General features: G+C 42.3%; 31 protein-coding genes, 1 pseudogene and 1 riboswitch. Of the genes and pseudogenes, 23 read left to right on the forward strand and 9 right to left on the reverse strand.

Features of this window, described 5'->3' with window-relative positions; translation table 11 throughout:
* The first annotated feature begins 84 nt into the window (after window positions 1–84).
* From AR337_RS16480 to AR337_RS23805, 3 genes are read left to right on the forward strand one after another with little or no spacing between them, the layout of a single operon-like run.
* Window positions 85–945, forward strand: a complete 861-nt coding sequence (locus AR337_RS16480; protein ID WP_082687022.1) for an AraC family transcriptional regulator — start codon at window positions 85–87, stop codon at window positions 943–945.
* Window positions 946–972: 27 nt separating this feature from the next.
* The gene (locus tag AR337_RS23800; RefSeq protein WP_059173106.1) at window positions 973–1,206 is read left to right on the forward strand and encodes a nucleotidyltransferase domain-containing protein; all 234 of its coding nucleotides are present in this window, start codon (window positions 973–975) and stop codon (window positions 1,204–1,206) included.
* A gap of 58 nt (window positions 1,207–1,264) precedes the next feature.
* Window positions 1,265–1,783, forward strand: a complete 519-nt coding sequence (locus AR337_RS23805; RefSeq protein ID WP_059173107.1) for a hypothetical protein — start codon at window positions 1,265–1,267, stop codon at window positions 1,781–1,783.
* Between the two features lie 107 nt (window positions 1,784–1,890).
* On the opposite strand, the gene AR337_RS23275 is transcribed toward AR337_RS23805, so the two are convergent.
* Together AR337_RS23275 and AR337_RS16495 are read right to left on the reverse strand one after the other, a co-directional pair.
* Complete coding sequence (locus AR337_RS23275) at window positions 1,891–2,049, reverse strand: hypothetical protein (RefSeq protein WP_156424430.1); 159 nt, start codon at window positions 2,047–2,049, stop codon at window positions 1,891–1,893.
* A gap of 198 nt (window positions 2,050–2,247) precedes the next feature.
* A complete protein-coding gene (locus tag AR337_RS16495; RefSeq protein WP_059173108.1) occupies window positions 2,248–2,511 on the reverse strand; it encodes a hypothetical protein in 264 nt (87 codons plus the stop codon).
* 208 nt (window positions 2,512–2,719) lie between these two features.
* Here AR337_RS16495 and AR337_RS16500 point away from each other — a divergent pair, with 208 nt between their 5' ends.
* The 6 genes from AR337_RS16500 to AR337_RS16525 all read left to right on the forward strand — a co-directional run bounded on the left by AR337_RS16500 (window position 2,720) and on the right by AR337_RS16525 (window position 7,489).
* On the forward strand, window positions 2,720–3,373 hold the full coding sequence (locus AR337_RS16500) for a DsbA family oxidoreductase (protein WP_301335731.1): 654 nt from the start codon (window positions 2,720–2,722) through the stop codon (window positions 3,371–3,373).
* Between the two features lie 224 nt (window positions 3,374–3,597).
* A riboswitch (TPP riboswitch) is annotated at window positions 3,598–3,705 on the forward strand.
* A 203-nt stretch (window positions 3,706–3,908) separates the two neighbouring features.
* Window positions 3,909–4,901, forward strand: coding sequence for an ABC transporter substrate-binding protein (locus AR337_RS16505; protein ID WP_059173110.1), 993 nt, complete (start codon window positions 3,909–3,911; stop codon window positions 4,899–4,901).
* 12 nt (window positions 4,902–4,913) lie between these two features.
* On the forward strand, window positions 4,914–5,204 hold the full coding sequence (locus tag AR337_RS16510) for a thiamine-binding protein (RefSeq protein WP_059173111.1): 291 nt from the start codon (window positions 4,914–4,916) through the stop codon (window positions 5,202–5,204).
* A complete protein-coding gene (locus AR337_RS16515; RefSeq protein WP_059173112.1) occupies window positions 5,204–5,965 on the forward strand; it encodes an ABC transporter permease in 762 nt (253 codons plus the stop codon). The genes AR337_RS16510 and AR337_RS16515 overlap by 1 nt, the downstream gene beginning before the upstream one ends.
* Window positions 5,965–6,723, forward strand: coding sequence for an ABC transporter ATP-binding protein (locus tag AR337_RS16520; RefSeq protein ID WP_059173113.1), 759 nt, complete (start codon window positions 5,965–5,967; stop codon window positions 6,721–6,723). The genes AR337_RS16515 and AR337_RS16520 overlap by 1 nt, the downstream gene beginning before the upstream one ends.
* Window positions 6,710–7,489 carry a TatD family hydrolase gene (locus tag AR337_RS16525; protein WP_059173114.1) on the forward strand — a complete coding sequence of 260 codons (780 nt, stop codon included), beginning with the start codon at window positions 6,710–6,712 and terminating at the stop codon, window positions 7,487–7,489. Before AR337_RS16520 ends, AR337_RS16525 begins: the two co-directional genes overlap by 14 nt.
* A gap of 60 nt (window positions 7,490–7,549) precedes the next feature.
* Here the strand turns inward: AR337_RS16525 and AR337_RS16530 are convergent, their stop codons facing one another.
* Window positions 7,550–7,972, reverse strand: coding sequence for an ester cyclase (locus tag AR337_RS16530; protein WP_059173115.1), 423 nt, complete (start codon window positions 7,970–7,972; stop codon window positions 7,550–7,552).
* 170 nt (window positions 7,973–8,142) lie between these two features.
* Between AR337_RS16530 and AR337_RS16535 the strand changes: the two genes are divergently transcribed.
* Both AR337_RS16535 and AR337_RS16540 read left to right on the forward strand, forming a co-directional pair.
* Window positions 8,143–8,613, forward strand: a complete 471-nt coding sequence (locus AR337_RS16535) for a GNAT family N-acetyltransferase (RefSeq protein ID WP_059173116.1) — start codon at window positions 8,143–8,145, stop codon at window positions 8,611–8,613.
* Window positions 8,614–9,074: 461 nt separating this feature from the next.
* Window positions 9,075–10,367, forward strand: coding sequence for an Nramp family divalent metal transporter (locus AR337_RS16540; RefSeq protein WP_301335727.1), 1,293 nt, complete (start codon window positions 9,075–9,077; stop codon window positions 10,365–10,367).
* A gap of 81 nt (window positions 10,368–10,448) precedes the next feature.
* Here the strand turns inward: AR337_RS16540 and AR337_RS16545 are convergent, their stop codons facing one another.
* The 4 genes from AR337_RS16545 to AR337_RS23280 form a co-directional block, all read right to left on the reverse strand.
* Complete coding sequence (locus tag AR337_RS16545; RefSeq protein WP_059173117.1) at window positions 10,449–10,961, reverse strand: hypothetical protein; 513 nt, start codon at window positions 10,959–10,961, stop codon at window positions 10,449–10,451.
* A gap of 113 nt (window positions 10,962–11,074) precedes the next feature.
* Window positions 11,075–11,521 carry a hypothetical protein gene (locus AR337_RS16550; protein ID WP_059173118.1) on the reverse strand — a complete coding sequence of 149 codons (447 nt, stop codon included), beginning with the start codon at window positions 11,519–11,521 and terminating at the stop codon, window positions 11,075–11,077.
* A gap of 98 nt (window positions 11,522–11,619) precedes the next feature.
* Window positions 11,620–12,321 carry a DUF2268 domain-containing putative Zn-dependent protease gene (locus AR337_RS16555; RefSeq protein ID WP_059173119.1) on the reverse strand — a complete coding sequence of 234 codons (702 nt, stop codon included), beginning with the start codon at window positions 12,319–12,321 and terminating at the stop codon, window positions 11,620–11,622.
* Entirely contained in the window at window positions 12,318–12,461 is a 144-nt protein-coding gene (locus AR337_RS23280; protein WP_156424431.1) for a hypothetical protein, read from the reverse strand. Before AR337_RS23280 ends, AR337_RS16555 begins: the two co-directional genes overlap by 4 nt.
* Window positions 12,462–12,754: 293 nt before the next feature.
* Between AR337_RS23280 and AR337_RS16560 the strand changes: the two genes are divergently transcribed.
* From AR337_RS16560 to AR337_RS23285, 12 genes and pseudogenes are all read left to right on the forward strand, one after another.
* On the forward strand, window positions 12,755–13,330 hold the full coding sequence (locus tag AR337_RS16560; protein ID WP_059173120.1) for a nucleotidyltransferase family protein: 576 nt from the start codon (window positions 12,755–12,757) through the stop codon (window positions 13,328–13,330).
* Between the two features lie 157 nt (window positions 13,331–13,487).
* Window positions 13,488–13,928, forward strand: coding sequence for an SRPBCC family protein (locus tag AR337_RS16565; RefSeq protein WP_059173121.1), 441 nt, complete (start codon window positions 13,488–13,490; stop codon window positions 13,926–13,928).
* Window positions 13,929–13,955: 27 nt separating this feature from the next.
* Window positions 13,956–14,441 (forward strand): UPF0158 family protein, encoded by a 486-nt coding sequence (locus AR337_RS16570; RefSeq protein ID WP_059173122.1) that lies wholly within the window; start codon window positions 13,956–13,958, stop codon window positions 14,439–14,441.
* 122 nt (window positions 14,442–14,563) lie between these two features.
* Window positions 14,564–15,232 carry a hypothetical protein gene (locus AR337_RS16575; protein WP_059173123.1) on the forward strand — a complete coding sequence of 223 codons (669 nt, stop codon included), beginning with the start codon at window positions 14,564–14,566 and terminating at the stop codon, window positions 15,230–15,232.
* 257 nt (window positions 15,233–15,489) lie between these two features.
* Window positions 15,490–15,843 carry an acylphosphatase gene (locus AR337_RS16580; protein WP_059173124.1) on the forward strand — a complete coding sequence of 118 codons (354 nt, stop codon included), beginning with the start codon at window positions 15,490–15,492 and terminating at the stop codon, window positions 15,841–15,843.
* Between the two features lie 113 nt (window positions 15,844–15,956).
* Entirely contained in the window at window positions 15,957–16,568 is a 612-nt protein-coding gene (locus AR337_RS16585) for an FMN-binding negative transcriptional regulator (protein WP_059173125.1), read from the forward strand.
* 85 nt (window positions 16,569–16,653) lie between these two features.
* Window positions 16,654–16,752: pseudogene (locus tag AR337_RS23810) on the forward strand (alpha/beta hydrolase); the annotation flags it as partial.
* Window positions 16,753–16,777: 25 nt separating this feature from the next.
* Complete coding sequence (locus AR337_RS16590; RefSeq protein WP_059173126.1) at window positions 16,778–17,257, forward strand: hypothetical protein; 480 nt, start codon at window positions 16,778–16,780, stop codon at window positions 17,255–17,257.
* A gap of 150 nt (window positions 17,258–17,407) precedes the next feature.
* A complete protein-coding gene (locus tag AR337_RS16595) occupies window positions 17,408–17,920 on the forward strand; it encodes a DinB family protein (RefSeq protein WP_059173127.1) in 513 nt (170 codons plus the stop codon).
* A 215-nt stretch (window positions 17,921–18,135) separates the two neighbouring features.
* Complete coding sequence (locus AR337_RS16600) at window positions 18,136–18,981, forward strand: endonuclease/exonuclease/phosphatase family protein (RefSeq protein ID WP_059173303.1); 846 nt, start codon at window positions 18,136–18,138, stop codon at window positions 18,979–18,981.
* Window positions 18,982–19,005: 24 nt separating this feature from the next.
* Window positions 19,006–20,145, forward strand: a complete 1,140-nt coding sequence (locus tag AR337_RS16605) for an ElyC/SanA/YdcF family protein (protein WP_059173128.1) — start codon at window positions 19,006–19,008, stop codon at window positions 20,143–20,145.
* A 277-nt stretch (window positions 20,146–20,422) separates the two neighbouring features.
* A complete protein-coding gene (locus AR337_RS23285) occupies window positions 20,423–20,587 on the forward strand; it encodes a Fe3+ hydroxamate ABC transporter substrate-binding protein (RefSeq protein ID WP_156424433.1) in 165 nt (54 codons plus the stop codon).
* Window positions 20,588–20,701: 114 nt separating this feature from the next.
* Here AR337_RS23285 and AR337_RS16610 read toward each other — a convergent pair whose 3' ends face one another.
* Together AR337_RS16610 and AR337_RS16615 are read right to left on the reverse strand one after the other, a co-directional pair.
* Complete coding sequence (locus AR337_RS16610; protein WP_059173129.1) at window positions 20,702–21,298, reverse strand: NADPH-dependent FMN reductase; 597 nt, start codon at window positions 21,296–21,298, stop codon at window positions 20,702–20,704.
* 22 nt (window positions 21,299–21,320) lie between these two features.
* Window positions 21,321–22,406, reverse strand: coding sequence for an LLM class flavin-dependent oxidoreductase (locus tag AR337_RS16615; RefSeq protein WP_059173304.1), 1,086 nt, complete (start codon window positions 22,404–22,406; stop codon window positions 21,321–21,323).
* Window positions 22,407–22,415 lie beyond the last annotated feature (9 nt).

Below are 22,415 nucleotides of genomic sequence, written 5' to 3' on the forward strand. Positions count from 1 at the left end.
TATCACCTGATTCAAATGAGCACGGAAGAACAGGAAAGCCTGGTTCACAGTTGATAGACTGTGTTTAAGAGGAGGGGGTTGCGCATGGAGGGCCTTCAAAGGATGCTGGACAGCATCGACTATATGGAACAGAATTTAGACAACAATCTATTGATTGAAGACATTGCGGCAGTGGCCTGTATGTCTAAGTTTCACTTTCAACGGATGTTCAGTATGTTGACTGGTTATACCGTAAGTGAATATATCCGAAACCGGCGTCTTACGTTAGCCGCACAGGAGGTGGTTAACTCGAAGACCAAGGTGATTGATGTTGCCATGAAGTACGGATACGAAAGCCCGGAATCTTTTACAAAAGCATTTCGGAGAATTCATGGAATCAGCCCATCGGATGCCAAGAAAAACAGCCAAACCTTGAAGGCGTACCCAAGGCTCTCTTTTCAAATTCAGTTGAAGGGTGATGTGGAAATGGATTATAGGATTGTGGAAAAAGAAGCGTTTAACGTAGTTGGGAAAAGTATTCGGACATCCACCATTGGTGGGGAAAACAGCCGGAATATACCTGCTTTCTGGGTTGAATCGAACCAGAATGGCTTGTCCAAGGAACTCGTGAAAAACTGCGGGCCGCTTGGATTAATCGGGGTCTGCATGGACTTTGATAAGGAGCAAGAGAACTTAACCTACTTGATCTGCGCAGAAAAAAATATCAGCCAACTTCCGGAAGATTGGGAGGAAAGGCAGATTCCATCTGCATCGTGGGCGGTCTTTCCGGTGCAAGGCGCAATGCCTGCCGCAATACAAAAGGTATGGGGCAGAATTTATTCCGAATGGTTCCCGGCAACCGGATATGAGCATGCCGGAGGGCCGGAAATGGAGGTTTACTGCAGCCCAACAGACCCTTACTCGGATGATTATTACAGTGAAATTTGGATCCCGATTAAAAAATAATAGTTACAGTGGCAACGAGGTGGTTTAATGGATGTCAAAGATATCATAGCTGATATTACCAATCGTTTAAAACGTATTTCAGGTATCTCGGCCATCGTCCTTGGGGGGTCCCGAGCTAAAGGCACGCATACACCAAATTCAGATATTGATATTGGCATTTATTATGAATCTGCGAATGACCTTGATATTGACGCATTGCAAAAGTTGGCAACGGAAATTGACGATCACCACCGTGAAAATATCATGACGGGGATGGCTTAAAGTTCATAACGTTTCGCTGGACCTACTTTATCGAGACCTAAACCTTGTTTCCAAAACGATGGATGCGTGTCTTAACGGAAACATAACCATCGATTATTATCCTGGACACCCCCACGGTTTTGTGAATAGCATTTATGTAGGTGAAATAGCTACCTGTAAAATTATATGGGATTCTAAAAATATCGTTTCCGGGTTAAAAGAAAGAACAAGACCCTTCTCTGAAAATTTTAAAAAGGGAACGGTATATAAATTTTTATGGGAGGCTTCCTTTTCCCTTGAAGCAGCAAAGAAAGCTGTCTATAGGGAAGACGTTGCGTACATTGCCGGTTGTTTCTTTCGGAGTGTTTCTTGCCTGAACCAAGTAATATTTGCGGTTAACGAACACTACTGTACAAATGAAAAAGGGGCTGTCGATTTAATTAGTTCATTTAGGTTTGCTCCGCCTCATTATAAGGAAAGGGTCAGTGAAGTTTTTGAAATGATTGCACCCGAACAAGTCCGATTTGCAGAGGCTATTCATAAGCTTTATAAAATAATTAAAGAAACTGAAGAACTTTCTATCAATGTAACTGGCTAGTTAGAGAAAATAAAAACCCTTTAAGGCAAAAGAACCTTAAAGGGTTTTTGATGTAGCAAAAAGGTTAAAACCAAGGACTAATTTCCGATATATTTCTTGATTCTATTTTATAGTTTCACTGTGGCATACCACTCTTCCTTGGCTGCCTTCTCATTTTCCAGCATTTCCACAAGAGACTCAACCGTTTTCATGATTGATTCATGCGTCACGTCGCGGCCTAGAATAGCACTGGCTCTGTTAATTAATTCTTCTTTATTTGTTTTCATAGTTTCTACCTTTCCATTCATATTGAATCGTAATATGCCATGGCTGCCAACTCAATATTCACTTAACAATTACATCTGCCAACAACTCTGAATGCAGAAAGTATCCTGCATTCAAATGAAAATTAATTCCCTGTCAGTATTATTGATGATTATTTAAAATAAATCAAGGTAAATTTCGACTATTTTCGACTGTTTCCTTTAATTATTTGTGGACAAAACCTCTTCAAGGTCAGTAATTAACTGCCGCAGTTCATCCTGGGTTAACCAAATAGGCATTTGGTCATTAAGGGTAATAATTTGCCCTTCGGCTTCGTGCTCATGCGATTTTAAATAGCGGTAGATGCTCGTTAACTGGTTTTCATTTAGAACCGATTGGGTGTTCAAATTTTTCACCTTTTGCAAGGAAAATTCATTCATTGATGGATCGAATTCACCAGAAATGATGGAACCCTCTATAATCATCGTTTCGCCCCTTTTTCAATTTGGGTTAGTTTTACCCTATGGGAAAGGAACAATGCTAAGTATATGGAAAATAAAAGCCTTCCATCTTGGTCCGTACTAAGCATTTTTGGTGTAAAATCCACGCCTAGCCCCTATACTATTAAGAAAGATTGGAGGGATTAGTATGCAAATTGAAATGTGGACAGATTTTGCCTGACCATTCTGCTATATTGGCAAAAGGCGTCTGGAGGACGCCATTCAGAAGATTGGTCAACCAATAGAAGTAACGTACCGGTGCTTCGAGCTCGATCCGAATGCGGACCGGGATATTAAAGAGAATATGTATGAAATGTTGGCGAGAAAATACGGGATGAGCATTGCCCAGGCAAAAGCAAATTCTGACAACGTGGTAAGGATGGCGAAGGAAGTCGGACTTGAGTACAATATGGATACAATGATATTGACCAACACTTTTGACGCCCACCGTTTGACGATGTTTGCCAAGACAAAGGGTTTAATGAAAGAAATGACTGAAAGAATTCTTCACGCCTATTTTACTGAGTCGAAACATATTGGCGACCATGAAACATTGACGGAATTGGCAGTGGAAGTGGGACTCGACCGGGAAGAAGTGGCAAAGATGCTTGCTAGCGGTGACATGGCCAACGAGGTCCGTGCCGATGAGCAAGCGGCGCAGCAGTATCGCATTTCCGGAGTCCCATTTTTCCTTATTAATAAAAAGTACGCAATTTCCGGTGCACAGCCAACCGAAGCGTTTGTCCAGGCATTGGAAAAAGTACTTGCGGAAGATCAAATCGTCGTTTTAAACAACCTGGATGGGGACATGTGTGATGACGATGGCTGCGAAATTCCGAAAAAGTAGTCTTTTGGACAGGGTATTACACTTTTCACAGGATTAAGACGCTTCCAAAGACTGATTCCTCGTAAAAACTTGAATGAATCAGTCTTTAAAATTCAGCTAAAGACCGATTAGTCGTTAAAACTTGATTGAATTGGTCTTTATTAGTCCATTACAAATTACTGATACCAGTCTCTTTTCTAGACGAATCAACGTTTTTCCTATATAGTAATGGTGACAATTGAAGCTTGGAAATGTAGGGGAGCCGGTGTTGCCGGCTGAGATAGTATCCACAGATGCTGACCCTTTTACCTGATCTGGTTAGTACCAGCGTAGGGAACATCTTCTAGTAGACGTTTTACGCCTATTATGGATTTTTATGCGCTCGGGATAACCCATGCGCTTTTTTATTTGGCTAAGTTTTTCAAGGCAGATTTTTACCAAAATCAGCTTGTTAGTAAAAATATAAATCCAACTAGCCTATATGTACATACATTTCTTAACCCGACCATCTTTTCCGCCTTCATTGTCAAATAATTAAGGATGAGAGGGAAAAATCATGAGAAAATTGCTTGTTGTATTGTTTTCAGTATTACTTGCCTTGGGCATTGTCGGCTGTTCGGGCGATAAAAAGGGAGAAGGCACCGCAAAATCCTTGAAGAAGGTTAAGATTGTCCTTGATTGGGCGCCGAACACGAACCATACAGGGATTTATGTGGCGAAAGAGAAGGGTTATTTTAAAAAACACGGGCTTGATGTCGACATTATCCTTCCTGGCGAGGCGGGCGCCGACCAGCTGGTTGCATCCGGTAAATCGGAATTCGGGGTTAGCTACCAGGAATCGATTACACAAGCGAGAATTCAAGGGGTACCGCTTGTATCGGTTGCGGCTGTCATCCAGCACAACACGTCCGGATTCGCTTCGCCCAAAGCGAAAAACATTACATCCCCAAAGGATTTTGCAGGCAAAACGTATGGCGGATGGGGCTCGCCAGTTGAAAAAGCAGTGCTGAGCCTGCTGATGAAGCAGGAGAATGCCGATGTGGATAAAGTGAAAATCATCAACATGGGCGACTCCGACTTCTTTACGGCTGTGAAGCGCGACATTGATTTCGCCTGGATTTACTATGCATGGACTGGGATTGAGGCGGAGCTGCGGAACGAACCGATCAACATGGTTTACCTAACCGACCATTCAGAGAAACTGGACTATTACACGCCTGTTATTGCCACAAATGAAAAAATGATTAAGAACGACCCGAAGATAGTGGAGGCATTCGTCGCCTCGGTTTCCGAGGGTTACCAATTTGCAATTAAGAATCCATCCGAGAGCGCTGATATTTTACTGAAAGCGGTTCCTGACCTTGATCCCGAGCTTGTGAAAAAAAGCCAGGAATGGCTCGCGCCAAAATATCAAGACGATGCAAAGCGGTGGGGCGAACAGAAGCTTGAAATATGGGAAAATTACAGCCAATGGATGTTCGAAAACGGCCTTCTTGAAAAGGAACTCGATGCCGAAAAAGCTTTTACCAATGAATTTCTACCAGAATAGGAGGAGTAAAAGATGGCAAACGCGCTTGTGAGCATCCAAATCATACCGAAAGCCGGTACGAGTGAGGAGACGATAAAATTAGTTGATGCCGCAATTGAGGTAATTGACCTGGCAGGAGTGAAGTACGAGGTCCACCCGCTGGAAACGACGATGGAAGGCGAACTTAGCCAGCTGCTTGGCGTCATTGAAAAAATGAATGAAAGAATGATTGAATTAGGGACGCCGAATGTCATTTCACAGGTAAAAATCCTCTACCAGCCGGACGGCATTACGATGAATCGGTTAACGGAGAAGTACCGCTGATGAAAAGATTTGGGAACAAAGGGTGGAGCCCGATTGCGGTGCTCCTCCTTTTCTTCATGGTTTGGGAAGGGCTGGCTTCCTTTTTGGAGATTCCGACCTGGCTTCTTCCCGCCCCGACCGCGATTTTAAAAGAAGCATTCGCCAATTACCAGCTATTTTTGCCTGATGTGGGTGCAACGGTAATGCTTGCTGCTTCAGGGCTTCTGCTCGGGGCATCGATCGGCTTTCTCATCGCGACGGTTCTGCACCTCGTACCGCCATTGCGGACGGCCATGTATCCCTTTTTAATCATCTCGCAAAATGTCCCAATCATCGTCCTTGCGCCGCTGTTGGTCATCTGGTTTGGCTTCGGCTACCTTCCCAAGCTGATCATCATAACGCTTGTCTGCTTCTTCCCAATAACAATCGCACTTTTGGACGGCTTCAGGAATGCGCCAAGAGAGCTCGTCCATTACATGAAAATGTCCGGTGCAACAGCTTTCCAGCTGTTTACGAAAGTCCAGTTTCCCAATGCGCTGCCTCCGTTTTTCTCAGGTCTGAAAATATCCGCAACATACAGTGTCATGGGGGCGGTTATCTCCGAGTGGCTCGGCGCAGAAAAGGGGATCGGCGTCTTTATGACCCTTTCGTCCTCAGCGTTCCGTACCGATCGTGTTTTTATTGCCATATTCATAATTGTAATCTTGAGTATGCTGTTTTACGGCCTTATTACTATGCTTGAAAAAACAGTCATCAAATGGGCAAGGGAGGGTGAGAAGTAATGGATGCGAAAATCAGGCTTGAAAATATTACCCATTCATTTAACGAATCCGGCCTTGTCCTGAACGGGATTTCCCTTCATGTAAACGATGGTGAATTTGTTTCAATCATCGGACCGTCGGGAAGTGGGAAAAGTACTATTTTTCAAACGATTGGCGGTTTGCTGGAGCCAGAAGGGGGCGACATTTTTCTGGAGGGGCGAAGGATTAACGGGGAAACCGGGAACATTGCCTATATGCCCCAGCAGTCCTCGCTGCTTCCATGGCGAACTGTTTTAAAAAATGTCCTCCTCGCCCAGGAGCTTGCTGGAAAGACGGATGAAGAAGAAGCGCGAACATGGCTTGCCAAGGTTGGCCTTTCCGGTTATGAAAATGCCTACCCGCACCAGCTCTCAGGCGGAATGAAGCAGCGCGTTGCGTTCATTCGGGCTCTCCTCTGTCCGCAGCCCGTCATGCTGCTCGATGAACCTTTTTCCGCACTAGACGAATTTACACGGTTCGATATGCAAAAATGGCTCCTGTCAATCTGGGAAGAAAAGCGGAAGTCGGTCCTGTTCATCACTCACAATATCGAAGAGGCGCTGTTTTTATCAGACAGGATTGTACTTCTGTCGCAGCGCCCGGCGAAAGGAATAAGAGAATTTGAGGTACCGTTCAAGCGGCCGAGGACGGACCAACTGCTGCTAATGGATCATTTTTTACAGCTGAAACGCGAGATTTACTCTGCCATGAAAGAAGGCGAGATGCATGAAAGTCATTGATGCACATATCCATTTGGACAAATATTCGGAGGCGGAACAAAAGCTGATCATCAATTCTTTAGGAGAAAATCAGGTTGAGGCTTTAATCTCCGTTTCGATGGACCTGCCTTCCTGTAAGGAAAACCTGCAGCTTGCCGTAGCTTGTTCAAAAATCCACCCGGCATTCGGCTACCACCCGGAGCAGCCGCTTCCTTCCGATGCAGAGCTCGATACACTTTTCAACTGGATCAGTGGAAACAAGGAAAAAATGGTTGCGATTGGCGAGGTCGGCCTGCCGTATTATATGCGTGCCGAGTCCAAGAACGCTGCGTTCCCTTATGAAGGGTATGTCGAGTTGCTCGAGCAGCTCATCCTATTGGCAAAAAAGTTCAACAAGCCAGTCATCCTGCACGCCGTTTACGATGACGCACCACTTGCATGCGGGCTGTTGGAAAAGCACAACATCGAGAAGGCGCATTTCCATTGGTTCAAGGGCGACAAGAATACAGTTGAGCGAATGATTGCGAATGGCTATCATGTTTCGTTCACTCCTGACATCCTGTATGAAAATGAGACGAGGGAGGTTGCCAGGCAGTATCCTTTGCAGCTAATTATGGCGGAAACAGACGGACCTTGGCCGTTTGAAGGAATGTTTTCTGGAAAAATGACTCATCCCGCTATGGTCAATGACGTTGTAAAAGAGCTAGCGACGATTAAAGGGGTTTCTGATAAAGAAGCCTGCTCCATCCTTTATGCGAATACGAAGCGTTTTTACCAATTTATATGAAAATAAAAAAGAGACACAGATTCAAATTTAATCTGTGTCTACAAATTCCATTTCAGTTGATTACTGTTGGTTTATTAGAGAAGGATTAACACCAAGCTGTTGGAACAAGTCTAATATATTGAAAACAACCCGATTCATTTTAATCCTTCCCTGATCTAGTTCAAATAAGGAAATACCTTGTATCTCAACATGTTTATTCGTTGGCGGCAATCCCATTAATGAAGCTGTGTTATTTCCTCTTCCTTTCCAATAAAGATAAACGACATCCTCTTCTTCTGCCAAATGCAAGGTCTCAAAGGTCAAGTCAGGAAAACCATCCTGGAAAACACTCATATAATTCCGAAATGACTCCATTCCTTCAGATGCAGGGCTGTTGTTTGAATAAAAGATAAATTGAGGTGAAACAAACTCAACGGTGTTATCGTACTTTCTTTCGTTTAACACCTCGTCATGGAAACGTTGAACAAGTTCTTTATTGGACATATTATCTCCCCCTTCAATTTTATGTTATATGTTCAAAAATGCATTTTATGAAAAAAAATTAAATAATCCGTGCTGATTTTCCACTCACTCCATTGTAATGGGAACCCTCAAAAGTAAATATTTTTAAAAATTAGGCCGCTTCGTCTAAAATAGAGGGAGATAAACAGAGAATGGAGCGCGCCGTCATGATTGTTCCAATGGACATAACGCATATACCGAAAATCCTTCAGGCCCAAAAAGAGCTTTATAGAATGAACTTCAGAAACATGGTGTTCAATAAGGAGTTCTACGACATGATTCTTTCCTGGTATCATGCAGCACTGGAAAACCCAGAGTGGAAAGCCTTCGTCCTCTTGGAAGACAATGAATTGTCCGGCTTTTACCTTGCCCAATATAAGGACGAGGCAGGCTATCTGTCACAGATGTTCGTGTCCGGAAAGCTGCGGGGGAAGGGCTACGGCAAAATACTCCTTGACCATTTCGAACAAGGCGTAAAGGAGCCGGGTTACTATGTCCTGCAGGCAAGCGGCATGAACGAAGCGGCCGTCACCTTCTATGAACGGAATGGCTACATAATTATAAGGCCTTACGAAGACGAAAACGGCGACCCAAGGTATTTAATGATTAAGTATAATTTTTAGCCCTTTTCCATCCGGAAGAGGGTGTTTTTTTTTGTGGCGGGCCTTTTCGATTTAAGGAATTAATCGATATCTGGAAGTAATTAATCGATATAATGCGAAAATTAATCGATAAACTCAAATAATTAATCGATATATTTTTACAGAAAGGTAGAACGGTCATTTGGCGAGGTTTTTTCGCGAAATGGGATTTAAAATACAATTTTTAAGAAAAAAATGAGCTTATATCCTAAGAAAATGTTCAAATACTATCGATTTATGTGCATAACATCGACAAAAACCGTGGTTTAAGTCCTCAACCCCAACCTGGTTTACAAGTAATGTTTATTCCCATTATTAACAATAAGTTTTCTTTCATTATGCATTGACACATTTGTGTACTCCTACATAAAATTAATATTATCAAAAAGTTAACCAAGGGAAACATATTGTCAATTAGTTAAAAAGGACGGGTGGGGAAAATAGTGGGCATACATCAAGAGAATTCAGTCAGAAAGTGGAACCAAAGCCTTCAAAATAGTGCTGATATGTCTCTGTCCGGAAACGCCAAGGGAATCAGGGGGCTGTTGCCGTTCCTCGGACCGGCATTCATAGCGGCGGTTGCCTATATCGACCCTGGAAACTATGCCACGAACATAGCGGCCGGCTCGCAATATGGCTATAAATTGTTATGGGTAATCCTTGCATCAAATTTAATGGCGGTGCTGATCCAGGTTATGTCTGCAAAGCTCGGTATTGCAACGGGAAAAAACCTGCCGGAAGTATGCCGGGACCAATTTTCAAAGAAAACATCGATCCTATTGTGGATTCAGGCCGAGCTGGTTGTCATGGCGACAGACTTGGCCGAATTTATCGGCGCCGCATTGGGGCTTTATCTGCTCTTCGACATCCCGATGATCATGGCTGCGCTCATTGCGGCTGCTGGATCATTTGCCATCCTGGAACTGCAAAGGCGGGGAGTCCGCCCGCTCGAAGCAATTATTACAGGGATGATATTTGTCGTCGTCATCGCATTCGGGATTCAGGTTTTTGACGCAAAGCCTGAAGCCGGACCAATGCTGGCAGGTATGTTTGTTCCAAAATTCGAAGGGGTTGACAGTGTTCTTCTGGCAGCCGGGATGCTAGGGGCGACCGTCATGCCGCATGCGATTTACCTGCACTCCGCCCTTACGCAAAAACGGATTGTCGGAAAAAATGAGCGGGAGAGGAAACGGATTTTCAAGTTTGAAACAATCGATGTCATCATCGCGATGGTAATCGCCGGAGGCATTAACGCGAGCATGCTGATCGTTGCTGCGGCACTTTTTCATAAAACAGGCCTGAAGGTTGAGGATTTGGATGTAGCCTATATCCATTTCGGCCAATTGCTTGGCCAGAATTCCGCCATTTGTTTTGGTATAGGATTGCTGCTCGCAGGGCTTTCAAGCTCTTCGGTCGGGACAATGTCGGGGGATGTCATCATGCAGGGATTTATCAGGCGGCGGATTCCGGTATACTTAAGGCGCTTCATTACGATGCTGCCTCCACTGACCATCATTGTCCTCGGCATCAATCCAACAAAAGCCCTTGTCGTTAGCCAGGTCGTCCTGTCATTCGGGATTGCGTTCGCCCTGATCCCGCTCATCATGTTCACCAGCAATAAAAGAATCATGGCCGGCCTTGTCAACAAGAAAATCACTACCATCACCGCTTGGATCATAGCGGTCATCATAATCGCCCTGAACCTGTTCCTGCTGGGAGAGACGTTCCTGGCGTAAACCCTAGAAGTCGAACCAAATAGGAAATCGCTCAAGCCAAAAACCTTGAGCGATTTGCTTTATCATTTGAGTTTCCTTCTGTTAGAGATTTAAAGGAACATTTATGTCTTTTTCCAACTGCTCTGCTTGTTTCATAAAATAATCCATGTCTTCAGATATTGTTATGCTCATCCCCAGACCCGCATTACGAAGTTTCGCCCTTAGTTCTACAAAGTTTTGTCTGTCTTCTTCGGATACCTCTGTAAATTTATATAATTCATCATGTGGGTATTGTCTTAATTTGGAATGGAGCTTCTGAAGAACTTCTTTTTCAGTTTGGGAAAGCGTTCCTGCATACCCGCCAATCGTAAGCCCAAGCTGCAGCCCCTCCAATACATCCCCCAATTCGGTTGTAACAAGATTAGGTTCCGGCCAGCCTTTATCCATTTGGTTAGCGATCAAACCTTCCAATTCTACTAGATTATTCTGCACATCTTTAATGAAAATCAAATCGTTGGCAAAATTCATTTTTATATAACTCCAAGTTAACATGGCGATAAGCACGATGTTTAATCCAATTGAAAAATGAAAAAGCAGCTTTCTTCTTTTACTCAAATTCCCACCTCCTACTAACATAATTAAACTTGAATTATATGATAAAGTGTTGGCGAAGAGCGTAAGAAGGAGCAGGAAAAATCAAAGTACAAAGAAAGTACAGAAAACGCAAATTACCGCTCCTTTTTAGGCGTATTATTTCGGAATATGACTCCGACTATAAAAAGTACAATTATTACAATCGCAGATATGACATAGAAGTTAGAGAATACATTCATTATGTGAAAAGGTGCTCTATTAACATAAACAGCCTTTACCCACTGGTTATCTTCTTTTACAGCAATTGCTGTAGAAGTTGATGTCCCTTTTATTTCATAATATTTTGTCCCTTTTGGATAAGAGTTGGAAGCATCTCCGTAATAATCGCCAGTCATATCATTTGGTTTGGTCTTTACTTCTCCTATGATTTTGCCAATTTCGCTGGCTTCGATTATTTCTTCTTGCTTAACTTCATAAACCTTTCCTTTCCAAACAACAAAAGAATAAGCCCAGGACAATGCTTGCACAGAGGAAGAAACCATAAATATAAGTAATAGCGATAAAAATGTTATTCTTTTCATAAGTACCCCCCGATGGTTAACAAGTTTAATCTTAAAACAACAATTTTTTAGAAATCAGCCTTTTAAAAAAAACAGCCCAATATGCGAAGCAAGCAGCATTATTCATCTAGGATATTAATATACAGCTCATAAATCTCATCCGTTTTCTGTGTTGTTAAATCTGTTAAAGATAACCCATTTTGAAGAAGCGTTATGATGATTTTGAGGCCGTAATAGTAGCCGGATTTCACTGGGAAATGGCCATCTTCATTGGCCATAAAATACTTTTCCATGAATGGCTGAGTTAGGGGTTGATCGAAGTCTTTCAGGATTTCGTTTTCAATTCCACTAAAATTGTTTTTTAGTAACCGATACTTTTCTTCGGAAACCATAAGTGCTTTTGCAAAATTGGCGTCGGTAAGTTCAGCATTATTTAAGATCAATGGGGTTATGGTTGCCAGCCCCTCGGCAATCACTAACTGTTTTACGGTTAGGCGTTTTGATTCCCCGGCCGAATTTAGATTGTGAAAACGGACGAGATGATTGAATTCGTGAGGAATTAATAGATCGATATCGGAGCTGGCAAGCCTCTCAAGCCCTAAAAACAAAGACGGTTTTGAAGTTTGCGGTGCAGTCCCGTCAATATGGCCGAAACCCACCAATAAAAAAATTTCAAAATCCGCTTCGAATTTAAAATACTCAACGCAACGGCATAATACCTTTTCAATTTTTGAAATAGGGTATGTGATAAATCCTTTTTCTGCCTTGGACAGGAGTGAATCAAAATCCAGGGAATTGATAACATGCCTTAAGGCTTTCAATCAGCAAAATAATTAGTTCGGAAAATGGCGTCGAAAACTTCCAGGTAGTCCTGATAATACCTGAGCCATGCCTCGTACTTATCTTCGGAACGAATGTTAATTACTTCTCTAAACCGTTCCAATCCAACGTAAATATTCAAGAGCCATCCCCCTATTTGAATTATCTTATTGTAAATATTTAACACCGCACTATGAATATCCTTTATTTAGGGAGAAATGGACAGGCGAAAATTAAGGCTTTCAGAGTGTAATTTGAATTCTAGTTAAATTCCAGAAGCACTGGAGTCTCTTTGGAAGTGACCCCTGTTTTTAGTACAAAACGCTCAATTGTGATAGTACAGTCTTATTGAAAACGGGCAGGAGTGATAGAAGGTAAAAAATTTCACTTGTCGAATAATATGGAAAGGAAGTAATGGATACTAGGGAGATTAATATGGAAATAAATGAAGAACTATTGGTGAGGACAGTTTCGAAGAGTGAACCAATAACGAAAGTGTTACAGACCTTAAAAGATTTAAACTTGCCATTTGAATACTATGTTGGTGCAGGCTGTATAACAAATACTATTTGGAATGATATCTCTGATTATCCGCTTGAATATGGCATTTCTGATATCGATATAGTTTATTATGACAAGAAAGATATGGAAGCCGATAGTGAAAAGAAATTAAAAGATAAATTGGAAAGTAAGCTTTGGGATGTTCAATTCGATTTTGACGTTAAAAATCAAGCAAGGGTACACCTTTGGTATGAAAGCAAATTTGGCTTTCCCATAAAACCTTACCCCTCTCTAGAAGCGGCAATCGATAGCTGGCCAACCACAGCAACTGCCCTGGGAATACGAATAGATCGGGATGGTCTATATAAGATTTATGCACCTTACGAGTTAGATGATTTATTTTCAATGATAGTAAGGCCAAATAAATTGTTAGTGACTAAGGAGATTTTCGAAAAAAAAGCTAACAAATGGAAGGATAGGTGGCCAAGACTTCAGATAGTCCCTTGGTAAATAAAACTCTATTATGAAATGTTCAAGAGTCTTCTCCCTAAATGAATCCTCATATTGTAACATCAATCCATAAATACCCTTTAATTAGGGAGAATGGACATACGAAAAAAAATCTTATATCCTTGATTTAACAAATTCAGAACGGGGGAAGACTGGAATGACCACTGAAGTCACAGCAAAAATGAACATACATAAGCCAGCCAGAGAAGTATATGAAGCGATTGCGGATCCTGAAAAAATGGCGAATTACTGGTTTTCATCCGGGACAGAGAGAGTAGAGCAGGGCAGGACCATCACCTGGAGATACGAAGAATACAATGCGGAAGGGAATATCCATGTGCTCGAAACCGAGGAAAACCGTAAAATCATCTTTTCCTGGGGAGGAGAAGGGGAAGAAACTCTTGTCACCATTCTCTTTAATGAGATCGACCCCTCAAATACGATTATCGAAGTAACAGAATCGGGCTATAAGGAAGACGACCCGCACCTGATCAACAAACTTCTTGGTCAGCAGCAGGGGTGGGTTTACATGCTGACCTGCTTGAAGGCCTATCTGGAAAATGGAATCAATACTCTGCGCGCCTCGTTGGTGCATTGAGCGTAACTTTTAAGGATGTGAAGGATTATGAAACAGCCAGTCAAGCTAAGAGATATTATAGATGGGCTGGACATGCAGTCTGAAGATATGCAGGTTTTGCTTAATATCAAGACTGGTGAGATTGTATCATTAACTTCGGACGAAATCCGGCTCGCTGAAGAGGAAGAACCGGACGAAGATATATACGATTGGCAAATCGAAGCCCGTGATGCAGCGATTGCAATCTTGGAAAACGAAGAAAACTACATCTCACTTCCAAGCCAATATGATATCCACGAGTACAGAATCATGGAGAGGTTTTGCTTTTCCATGGATGACGAACGAAAAAAGGACGCCTTATTACGGGCTATTAGCGGAAAGGGCGCGTTTGGGAGATTCAAGGACAAAATTTACGATTTAGGAGTTCATGACGACTGGTATGCTTACCGTGACAATGAGCTAAAGAAAATCGGCATTGAATGGTGCAGAGACCATGATATAGAATTCATTGACAATGTTGAGAGCAGCCGATAAGTGGTTGCTCTTTCTTATTGCAGCAAACCAGGGGAGCTGGAAGGAATTTGCTCTGCCAAGTTGAATATGTATAAAAAGAAAGCCAGAACCAAGTGGGAGCATGTGTAGTAGGAGGATGAGAGATGGTTAGTAAATTTGTGTCCGGATTAATGGGAATTCTTTTTTACCGTGCGCCAGTGCTTGATTTTTCGGAGGAAGAGCGCCTGGATTTTGAAAAATTGTACGAAGAAGCCGTAGCAGGCAACATTGAGATCAACTACTCCAGCCGATTCCCAAAACACCGCTTCATCAAGTACATTGCGGAAACGAAGCAGGTCATTCTGCACGGTTCAAATAACCGGGAGATAGGGGAATTTGAAGCAAGAAGGCAAACGCTGTACAACGGCCAATTCGTCAATGCGGTTTTTGGTACGAAGGATGGAATCTGGCCTTTGTTCTATGCCATCCTTGATAAAAACAAGGTCAAAGGCGGGATCCGCAACGCCTGTTTGAAAGTGGACGGAGGCCGACCCCATTACTTTTTCTCGTTGAACAAGGAAACGCTTGATGCAGGCCCATGGACAAGCGGAATGATTTACTTCCTGCCCGGTGGAACCTTCGAACGTGCTGGCAGCGGGTTCGTTTCCTTTGATGAGTGGGTAAGCAAAACTCCGGTGAAGCCGATTGCGAAAATCAGCGTCGAACCGGGCGACTTTTATTTTCGGGACAAGGTTTCCTGCCATAAAGACACAGAATCCATCCTCAAATCATGGCTGCTCTATAAATTCAGGATAAAGCGGAGAAACGGATAGGCATAGAGGTGAAATTACTGCTAAACCATCTTTGCTGCAATAAATTCCCCAAAAAAAGGCGGTGGACTTACATATGGCTTATAGTTGGGCTGAAAGTTCCCCGGAGATAAGAGAATTTGTTTTCTCGATCATAATCCATTAGTATGACTTCTAGGATTTTGAAGTGGAAGAGCTCCTAGCCATAAGAGATTATATTGCCAGCAAGGTACAAAAATTAATCAACTACCATAATACGACCAAAGAAGGGGATAAGAAAAATGATTGCATTAAAAAGATTAAGAGATAAATATGTTATTTGGCATGCGAATAGTATTAACTTCCCCGATTTCGATTCAAGCATTGTAGTAAGAAAAAAGGTTATCTTTTCTGGGAGAGTTCAAAAAGTAGGCTTTCGTTTAGAATTATTTACTCTTGCCCAAAGATTGAAATTAACAGGATGGGTAAAAAATTTAGAAGATGGAAGTGTAGAAGCAGAACTCCAGGGGGAAGAATCGAAAGTATATTTTCTAATAAACTCCATGAAGTCTTTGCAACGCGCATCCGTAAAGAAATGTGAGGTCATAACTATTCCTATTAGTAAGAAGGGGAAAGACTTTACAATAGTAAGATAAATATTTGCTATAACCCGGAGTTTAGTAGTTTTGTCGAAATCTATATGGTAAAATTACGAAAAACTTTTTTCCACCCATTTTTTTGCAAAAGCAACAAGAAAGGAGGGCTTTATTTGTATATCCCTAAACACTTTAAGGTTTCAGATGCCGAAGAAATTTGGAATTTCGTCAAAACGCAGTCTTTTGGGACGATCGTATCAACAGAAAAAGGGAAGCCAATTGCCACTCATTTGCCCTTTGGATTAAAGAAAATAGGTGATGATTACTATCTTACTGGGCATACGGCTTATGGAAACCCTCAGTGGAAAACATTTGAAACCTCTGAAGATGTTCTGGTCATATTTCAAGGGCCGCACGCTTATGTTTCTTCCTCCTGGTATTCGCATGAAAATGTTCCAACGTGGAATTACCAGGCTATCCATATGTACGGCAAAGTTAGTATTTTAGAAAAAGATGAGCTTGTAGAGGAATTAACTGCCATGCTCGTAAAATATGAAAACAACCGTGAAAATCCAGTGTTATGGGATAAGCTTACTCCTGAGCTTTTAGAAAATCAGTTAAAAGGCATTGTAGGGTTTAAGATTAAAGTGGAAGACATTCAGGCTACATATAAATTAAGCCAAAATCGAAATGAACGGGATTATGCGAACATAATTGAAAAATTAAAAAATGAAGGAAATTCAAATGCAATTCAAATTGCTGAACAGATGGAAAAAAGGATATAAGAAAGGATATCGTCCCGGACTAATATTGACTTCATTGATTCTCCAGTTAACGAAATTACTCGAACAGCAATCCGACATGAGGGCAATACCAAATTCAAGGTTTACAACTTTTGAATTAAGCAACCATAATCCATTTGTGGAAGAGCCAGTAAAATTTATAGAGTTTGATAAGTCAACGTTATAGGAAAAGATATATATAGGAGAACTAAATGAAAAAATTCCGTGGAAAAAGGCGTTATTTTCGAAACTTATGGAGCTCGGCAACAGCAGAGCATTTTGAATTGGATTTTGGTAGTGAGGGCTGGTTTGATTTATGGCATACTCATCTCGACTTTTACGGACGTGGGAATAGTAGTTTAAAGATCAGAAAAGAACATATCAGAGCACATTTAGCATTATATAAAAATCTTCTGGAAAAGCTCGATACAAATGAAAAGCCTTACCAATCATGGGTTCAATTAAATGAAGAAGATGCCGGTTTAGATGCTGTTTATATTCATACTCCCAACCCGAATGAAGATAACTTCCCTTTTAAAATAGAAAAATTAAACTGGAATTGCATGATCCCTGAATATTTGAAGGATGTAATTAATTTGGAGGAATTTAATGTCGGGTACTATACGTGGGAATCAAATGGTAGATTTATCATCCAGTCCAAACATAAGGGGACTAAATTGGAGGGTTCTTGAGCTGAATAATAAGTAACGAAGAAGTTGTCTAAGAAGGAAAATAGAACAAAAGCAGGATAGTCCGATAATACTCACAGAATACTTTTCACCGTAGAGAATATATACAGTATAGGAATCTAGATAATTACATTCTGGTGAAAGGAGAATTTCATGAGTAATTTAGTAAATGACAATCTGAATGAAGCGAGAAATAACTTAGTAAAGGAGATTACTCTATTAAGTTTTACTCAATTTAATAGTAAGCTTGGTATCAATATGTGGAGTATAGCACAGGTTTGTCATCACTTAGTTTTAGTGGAACAGGCGACAATAAAAGCAATTGCATGGGGATTAAAAAAGGTTGATAATACTCAAACAGAACGTAAAAACGTTCATCTTATAGTGGATCGAACAAAAAAGTTTAAAGCTCCCGAAATCGTTCAACCAGTTGCAGAACCATTTGAAGTCCAAACGATGATTGATTTGTTAAACGATTCGAGAGAAAAACTTCTGGCTTTCCTTAGTACAATTGAGGATAAATCGATATTGTCGGAAAAATCATTTAAGCATCCTGCTTTAGGTGAATTACCACTTGACCAATGGATTGAACAGATCTATTTGCACGAACAACGACACATGGAACAAATAAAAGAGCTAAAATTAATTTTAGATGAGAGGCACTAGACTTATTCCCTAGAAGTTGCAGATAAATTCGCCAACCCACTCATGAAATAGAAAAAAGGCATCCGAAAAGTTTAGCCATTCGGGTGCCTTTTCCTTTGGTTAGCTGCTGTAGCCATGAGCTTTGTAATGGGGATTTGGATGCAGTTTCCATGAAGCTAAATAGGGTAAATAACAAAGTGTATGAAAAATTCAGAAAATTTAAAGGAGGGCTAAGTTTGAGGAGGTTAGTTGGTGTCTTGGTAGGCATGTTGATTGTGATGGCTGGCGTGGTACATAGTGTTGAGGCACAATCAAATTTTCCAAAAGGCCAGGGTACTTCCATCAAAGTGATGACATACAACATCCATCACGGGGTAGGCATCGATAATGTCCTGGATCTTGGTCGGATTGCCAGCCTAGTCCGTGAAGAAGGGGCGGACATTGTGGCGCTTCAGGAAGTGGACAGGCACTATGGTGCTCGGAGCAATTTCGAAGACCAGGCCCAAAAGCTTGCTACACTATTGGGTTATCATTATGTTTACGCAGCAAATCTTGATCTCCATCCAACTGAAGAAGGGGCAAATCGCCGCCAATATGGTACCGCTGTATTAAGCAAATACCCGATTATCCAGTCTGAAAACTACTTTTTGCCAAGTTTTTGGCAGGAGCAGCGCGGGCTTTTGGAAACGACCATTAATGTGAAGGGCAGCCATATCCGTGTCTACAATACGCATCTCGGGCTGGATGTTCAACAGCGCCTTGCACAAGTAAAGGAAATCAACAAGATTGTCACTGCCAAAAAGACGGAGGCCATTTTAATGGGAGATTTAAATGCAGAACCGGAAAGTGAAGAAATCAAGCTTCTGCTTGAAGGAACGAACTTTTTCGATGTATTTGGAAATATTGAAGCTGTAAATACGTTTCCGGTTGAAGACCCGAGGATTCGCATCGATTACATTTTTTCAAGCGTTGGGCTGAAGGTCTCTAATCAATATGTGATCAATTCCACCTATTCTGACCATTTGCCAGTTATTGCGGAGTTTGAAGTGGAACGAACCGCTCCTTACCAAAATGGGAATTAATAAATGAAAAAGGGGATACGAAGCATGACGAATTTTAAAAGAAGGCTGGGCTTAATCCTTGCAATCTCTGCGACTCTCACACTTTCAACTGCATATGCCGCCACCGAAACACAGCCACCGCAGGCGACTGAAGAACCAATCATCGCCCCAATCAAGACCGATGAACCAACCGCGCATAGAATCAAACAGCTCGAAGAAATCGCTATGTATTATTACTGGCACGGCGGCGATCTCAAAAAAGCCGAGGAAGAGATTTTTAAAGGGATCACGCTCAAGGGGAAATACGATGTTGTGGAAGCTGCCTATAAGGAAGCAACAATTCTCGACCCGCATAGTGTGGACCTGAAACTTTCATTGGCATCCACCCAAATCATCCAGAAGAAAATTCCTGAAGCCCTCACCACATACAGACAAATTCTGAATTTGGAACCGGATCATTATTACGCTAACCTGCTATACGGGGTTTATTCAAAAATCAATGGCGATGAGGGAACCTATAAAAAATCTATCTCCAAGTTAAGGCAGATTGACAATCACAAAACAAAGGAATACCTTGAAAAATTCGATACGACCGAAGATATTCTTAAAACCAAATTCAACACATCTGTTCCGGCTAAACTGCCAGGAAAAGACCACGCCATTGTCATTCTCGGGTATGCCCTTGCCGATGACGGAACGATGAGGGAGCCATTGATCGAGAGGCTGAAAGCGGGCCTCGCGGTAGCCAAGCAGTATCCGAACTCGAAAATCATTGTTACAGGAGGAGTCCCGAAGGAAGGTATTACAGAAGCGGATGCAATGAACAAGTGGCTAAACGCCAATGGAATTGCCGCGGACCGGATCATCATGGAAAATAAATCAACCGACACCGTCGAAAATGCCCTTTTTACAACAGCAATTCTCGAAAAAGAAGGTCTGAAGGATGTCACGCTTGTCACCAGCGCCAGCCATATGAGGCGAGCCCTGACCATATTCCACGAAGCAACCCGCTTCTACGATGAAATGAATGCCAAGAACAGCAACCGTAATTTCACGAATATGGTTTATCTCGATTATCCAACAGTAGAGGAAGCGCATAAGGTAACCAAGGATGAGATACTCGTCATCTACAGGGACCTTTTCCGGGCAAGCGGCATCTGGCAGTATCCGGGGATGCAGCGGTAAAAGAACCAAGTAAATACAAAACAGCGGTGAATGAATATTCCCGCTGTTTTTCGTATTAAGAACCTTTTCAGTTAAAATCTTCACTTTGCAAAATTCCATTAATATCAAACCGATATTCCGAGGGCAACTTATCGTATTTTCGGGAAATCTCTGCCCTGAGACTGGTTCTGCTTTTCCATGTGACAAGTCGGAGGTGTAGTTCTTCGCGTTTTTGATAACTAAAACCGTATGACATAATGAATATATAAAGATACAAATCAGAAGGTGGAGATAAGTTATGTTCAAACGAATTTTGTCTTGCTCGGTGTGCGGAAGAGATATTAAAGACGGAGAAGAAATTCACGCAAAAATGGAAGCGCCCTCAAAGAAAATTATGGTTGAGATAAAAGCGTATTTAAAAGATAAAAGCGTAATAATTTGCAAAGATTGCTACAACAAATAGTGGTGTTATGCTTAGGGAGGGGAAACAAAAGGAATTCATCTACTTTCGATTTTGAATCTTATAATTGTAAATAAAAAGAGCGGGTTAAATTCCCGCTCTTTGACATTCATTCTATTATCGAATTGTTTTAAGCGCGCCGCTCCATGATACAACTTCATCAAGCATGGCGGTAACGTTTGTCAGGTGAAGCTCTTGTGGCTTGAATTCTGATCCATTTTCAAAATCAGTGAAAAGGGACAGGGTAGGATGCGTGCGGACGTCGGCAATTTTTAATTCGCCGCAAATGCCGCGCAAATGCTCGGCTGCGCGTGCTCCGCCGGTAGAACCGTAGCTCACGATCCCAGCTGCTTTGTTGTACCATACATCACGGGCAAAATCGAGTGCATTTTTTAATGCGCCGGAAATGCTGTGGTTGTATTCCTGCACGATAAATACGAATCCATCGAGGTTAGCAAGCTTTTCGTTCCAAGCCGCGATTCCTGGCTCTGTTCCATCAGTTGTTCCAAGAAACGGCAGGTTGAAATCAGCAATATCAACGATTTCATAATTCGCGTCGCCGCGTTTATCAGCGATTGATTTCACCCATTCGCCTACCTGTGGGCTTACCCTGCCTTGACGTGTACTTCCCAAAATAATACCAATGTTTAATTTTTCAGTTGCCATTGTAACTTCCTCCTTTGATGTACCAAACAATTTATTGAAAAAACCCATTTTCCGCACCGCCTTAAGATGTCTAGTTTGCAACTTTTTGTTTACTTTCCTTGCTTGTTTCCCTGCGGACAATCGGAGCGACCTGTGTTGCTAACAGCTCAATCCCCTCCGCGACCTTTTTGAACGGCAGGCCGCCAATATCAATCTGCGCCATGAAACGCGTGTGGCCAAACAATTCGTATTGGTAAAGTATTTTTTCGACAATCTGCTGCGGGCTGCCGACGAACAACGCTGTATCCGCGCCAGCCATACGATCGAAGTCTGCCCTTGAGATGGTGCCGCTCATCCCGCGCTGGCGATTTACATAAGACCAATAATTTGAGTAATAAGGATAATATTCATCCTTTGCCTGCTGGGTCGTTTTCGCAAGGTAGCCATGCCCAGTAATTCCGACCTGCAGCTTTTCGGCAGGGTGGCCGGCTTCGATTCCAGCCTTGCGGTATTGATCGACCAGCGGCTTGAATCGTTCCGGCTTCCCGCCAAGGATGGCTATAGCCATTCCAACTCCCAGTCTGCCGGCACGGGCTGCACTATCAGGCGAGCCGCCGACGCCAACCCAGATTGGCAGTTCCTCCTGAAGAGGGCGGGGGGCAATTTCAGCATTCCTCAATGGTGAACGAAATTGGCCGTTCCACGTAACACGTTCGTTCTTAACCAATTTTAAAAACAACTCAATATGTTCAGTGAACAAGGCGTCATAATCGTTCGTGTCATATCCAAACAGAGGGAAGGACTCGATAAATGCTCCACGGCCGGAAATGATTTCGGCACGGCCATCGGACACAAGATCCAAGGTTGCGAAATCCTCGAACAGACGAACCGGGTCGACCGTGCTTAAAACGGTCGTTGCGCTAGTCAGCTTGATCCGGCTGGTTACCTGGGCAATTGCAGCCAGGACAACTGGGATTGATGAAACCGCATAGTCCAGCCGATGATGCTCACCGACTCCAAATAGATCAAGCCCCGCATCCTCGGCGAGTTTTGCTGCTTCGATAATATCCTTAATCCTTTGATGGGCGCTAACGGTTTTGCCGCTAAAAGGCTCAGGGCCAATATCCCCTAATGTATAAAGTCCGATTTCCATCACTGGTTTTCCCTCCCTCCGTATAAAATTCTT

The sequence above is a fragment of the Bacillus sp. FJAT-27445 genome (assembly GCF_001510665.1).
In the GTDB taxonomy this organism is placed as follows: domain Bacteria; phylum Bacillota; class Bacilli; order Bacillales; family Cytobacillaceae; genus Bacillus_D.

Coding starts and splice junctions, on each gene's coding strand:
- AR337_RS16480 (WP_082687022.1), top strand. CDS start 85: ATGGAGGGCCTTCAAAGGATGCTGGACAGCATCGACTATATGGAACAG.
- AR337_RS23800 (WP_059173106.1), top strand. CDS start 973: ATGGATGTCAAAGATATCATAGCTGATATTACCAATCGTTTAAAACGT.
- AR337_RS23805 (WP_059173107.1), top strand. CDS start 1,265: ATGGATGCGTGTCTTAACGGAAACATAACCATCGATTATTATCCTGGA.
- AR337_RS23275 (WP_156424430.1), bottom strand. CDS start 2,049: ATGAAAACAAATAAAGAAGAATTAATTAACAGAGCCAGTGCTATTCTA.
- AR337_RS16495 (WP_059173108.1), bottom strand. CDS start 2,511: ATGATTATAGAGGGTTCCATCATTTCTGGTGAATTCGATCCATCAATG.
- AR337_RS16505 (WP_059173110.1), top strand. CDS start 3,909: ATGAGAAAATTGCTTGTTGTATTGTTTTCAGTATTACTTGCCTTGGGC.
- AR337_RS16510 (WP_059173111.1), top strand. CDS start 4,914: ATGGCAAACGCGCTTGTGAGCATCCAAATCATACCGAAAGCCGGTACG.
- AR337_RS16515 (WP_059173112.1), top strand. CDS start 5,204: ATGAAAAGATTTGGGAACAAAGGGTGGAGCCCGATTGCGGTGCTCCTC.
- AR337_RS16520 (WP_059173113.1), top strand. CDS start 5,965: ATGGATGCGAAAATCAGGCTTGAAAATATTACCCATTCATTTAACGAA.
- AR337_RS16525 (WP_059173114.1), top strand. CDS start 6,710: ATGAAAGTCATTGATGCACATATCCATTTGGACAAATATTCGGAGGCG.
- AR337_RS16530 (WP_059173115.1), bottom strand. CDS start 7,972: ATGTCCAATAAAGAACTTGTTCAACGTTTCCATGACGAGGTGTTAAAC.
- AR337_RS16535 (WP_059173116.1), top strand. CDS start 8,143: ATGGAGCGCGCCGTCATGATTGTTCCAATGGACATAACGCATATACCG.
- AR337_RS16550 (WP_059173118.1), bottom strand. CDS start 11,521: ATGAAAAGAATAACATTTTTATCGCTATTACTTATATTTATGGTTTCT.
- AR337_RS16560 (WP_059173120.1), top strand. CDS start 12,755: ATGGAAATAAATGAAGAACTATTGGTGAGGACAGTTTCGAAGAGTGAA.
- AR337_RS16565 (WP_059173121.1), top strand. CDS start 13,488: ATGACCACTGAAGTCACAGCAAAAATGAACATACATAAGCCAGCCAGA.
- AR337_RS16570 (WP_059173122.1), top strand. CDS start 13,956: ATGAAACAGCCAGTCAAGCTAAGAGATATTATAGATGGGCTGGACATG.
- AR337_RS16575 (WP_059173123.1), top strand. CDS start 14,564: ATGGTTAGTAAATTTGTGTCCGGATTAATGGGAATTCTTTTTTACCGT.
- AR337_RS16580 (WP_059173124.1), top strand. CDS start 15,490: ATGATTGCATTAAAAAGATTAAGAGATAAATATGTTATTTGGCATGCG.
- AR337_RS16590 (WP_059173126.1), top strand. CDS start 16,778: ATGAAAAAATTCCGTGGAAAAAGGCGTTATTTTCGAAACTTATGGAGC.
- AR337_RS16595 (WP_059173127.1), top strand. CDS start 17,408: ATGAGTAATTTAGTAAATGACAATCTGAATGAAGCGAGAAATAACTTA.
- AR337_RS16605 (WP_059173128.1), top strand. CDS start 19,006: ATGACGAATTTTAAAAGAAGGCTGGGCTTAATCCTTGCAATCTCTGCG.
- AR337_RS23285 (WP_156424433.1), top strand. CDS start 20,423: ATGTTCAAACGAATTTTGTCTTGCTCGGTGTGCGGAAGAGATATTAAA.
- AR337_RS16610 (WP_059173129.1), bottom strand. CDS start 21,298: ATGGGTTTTTTCAATAAATTGTTTGGTACATCAAAGGAGGAAGTTACA.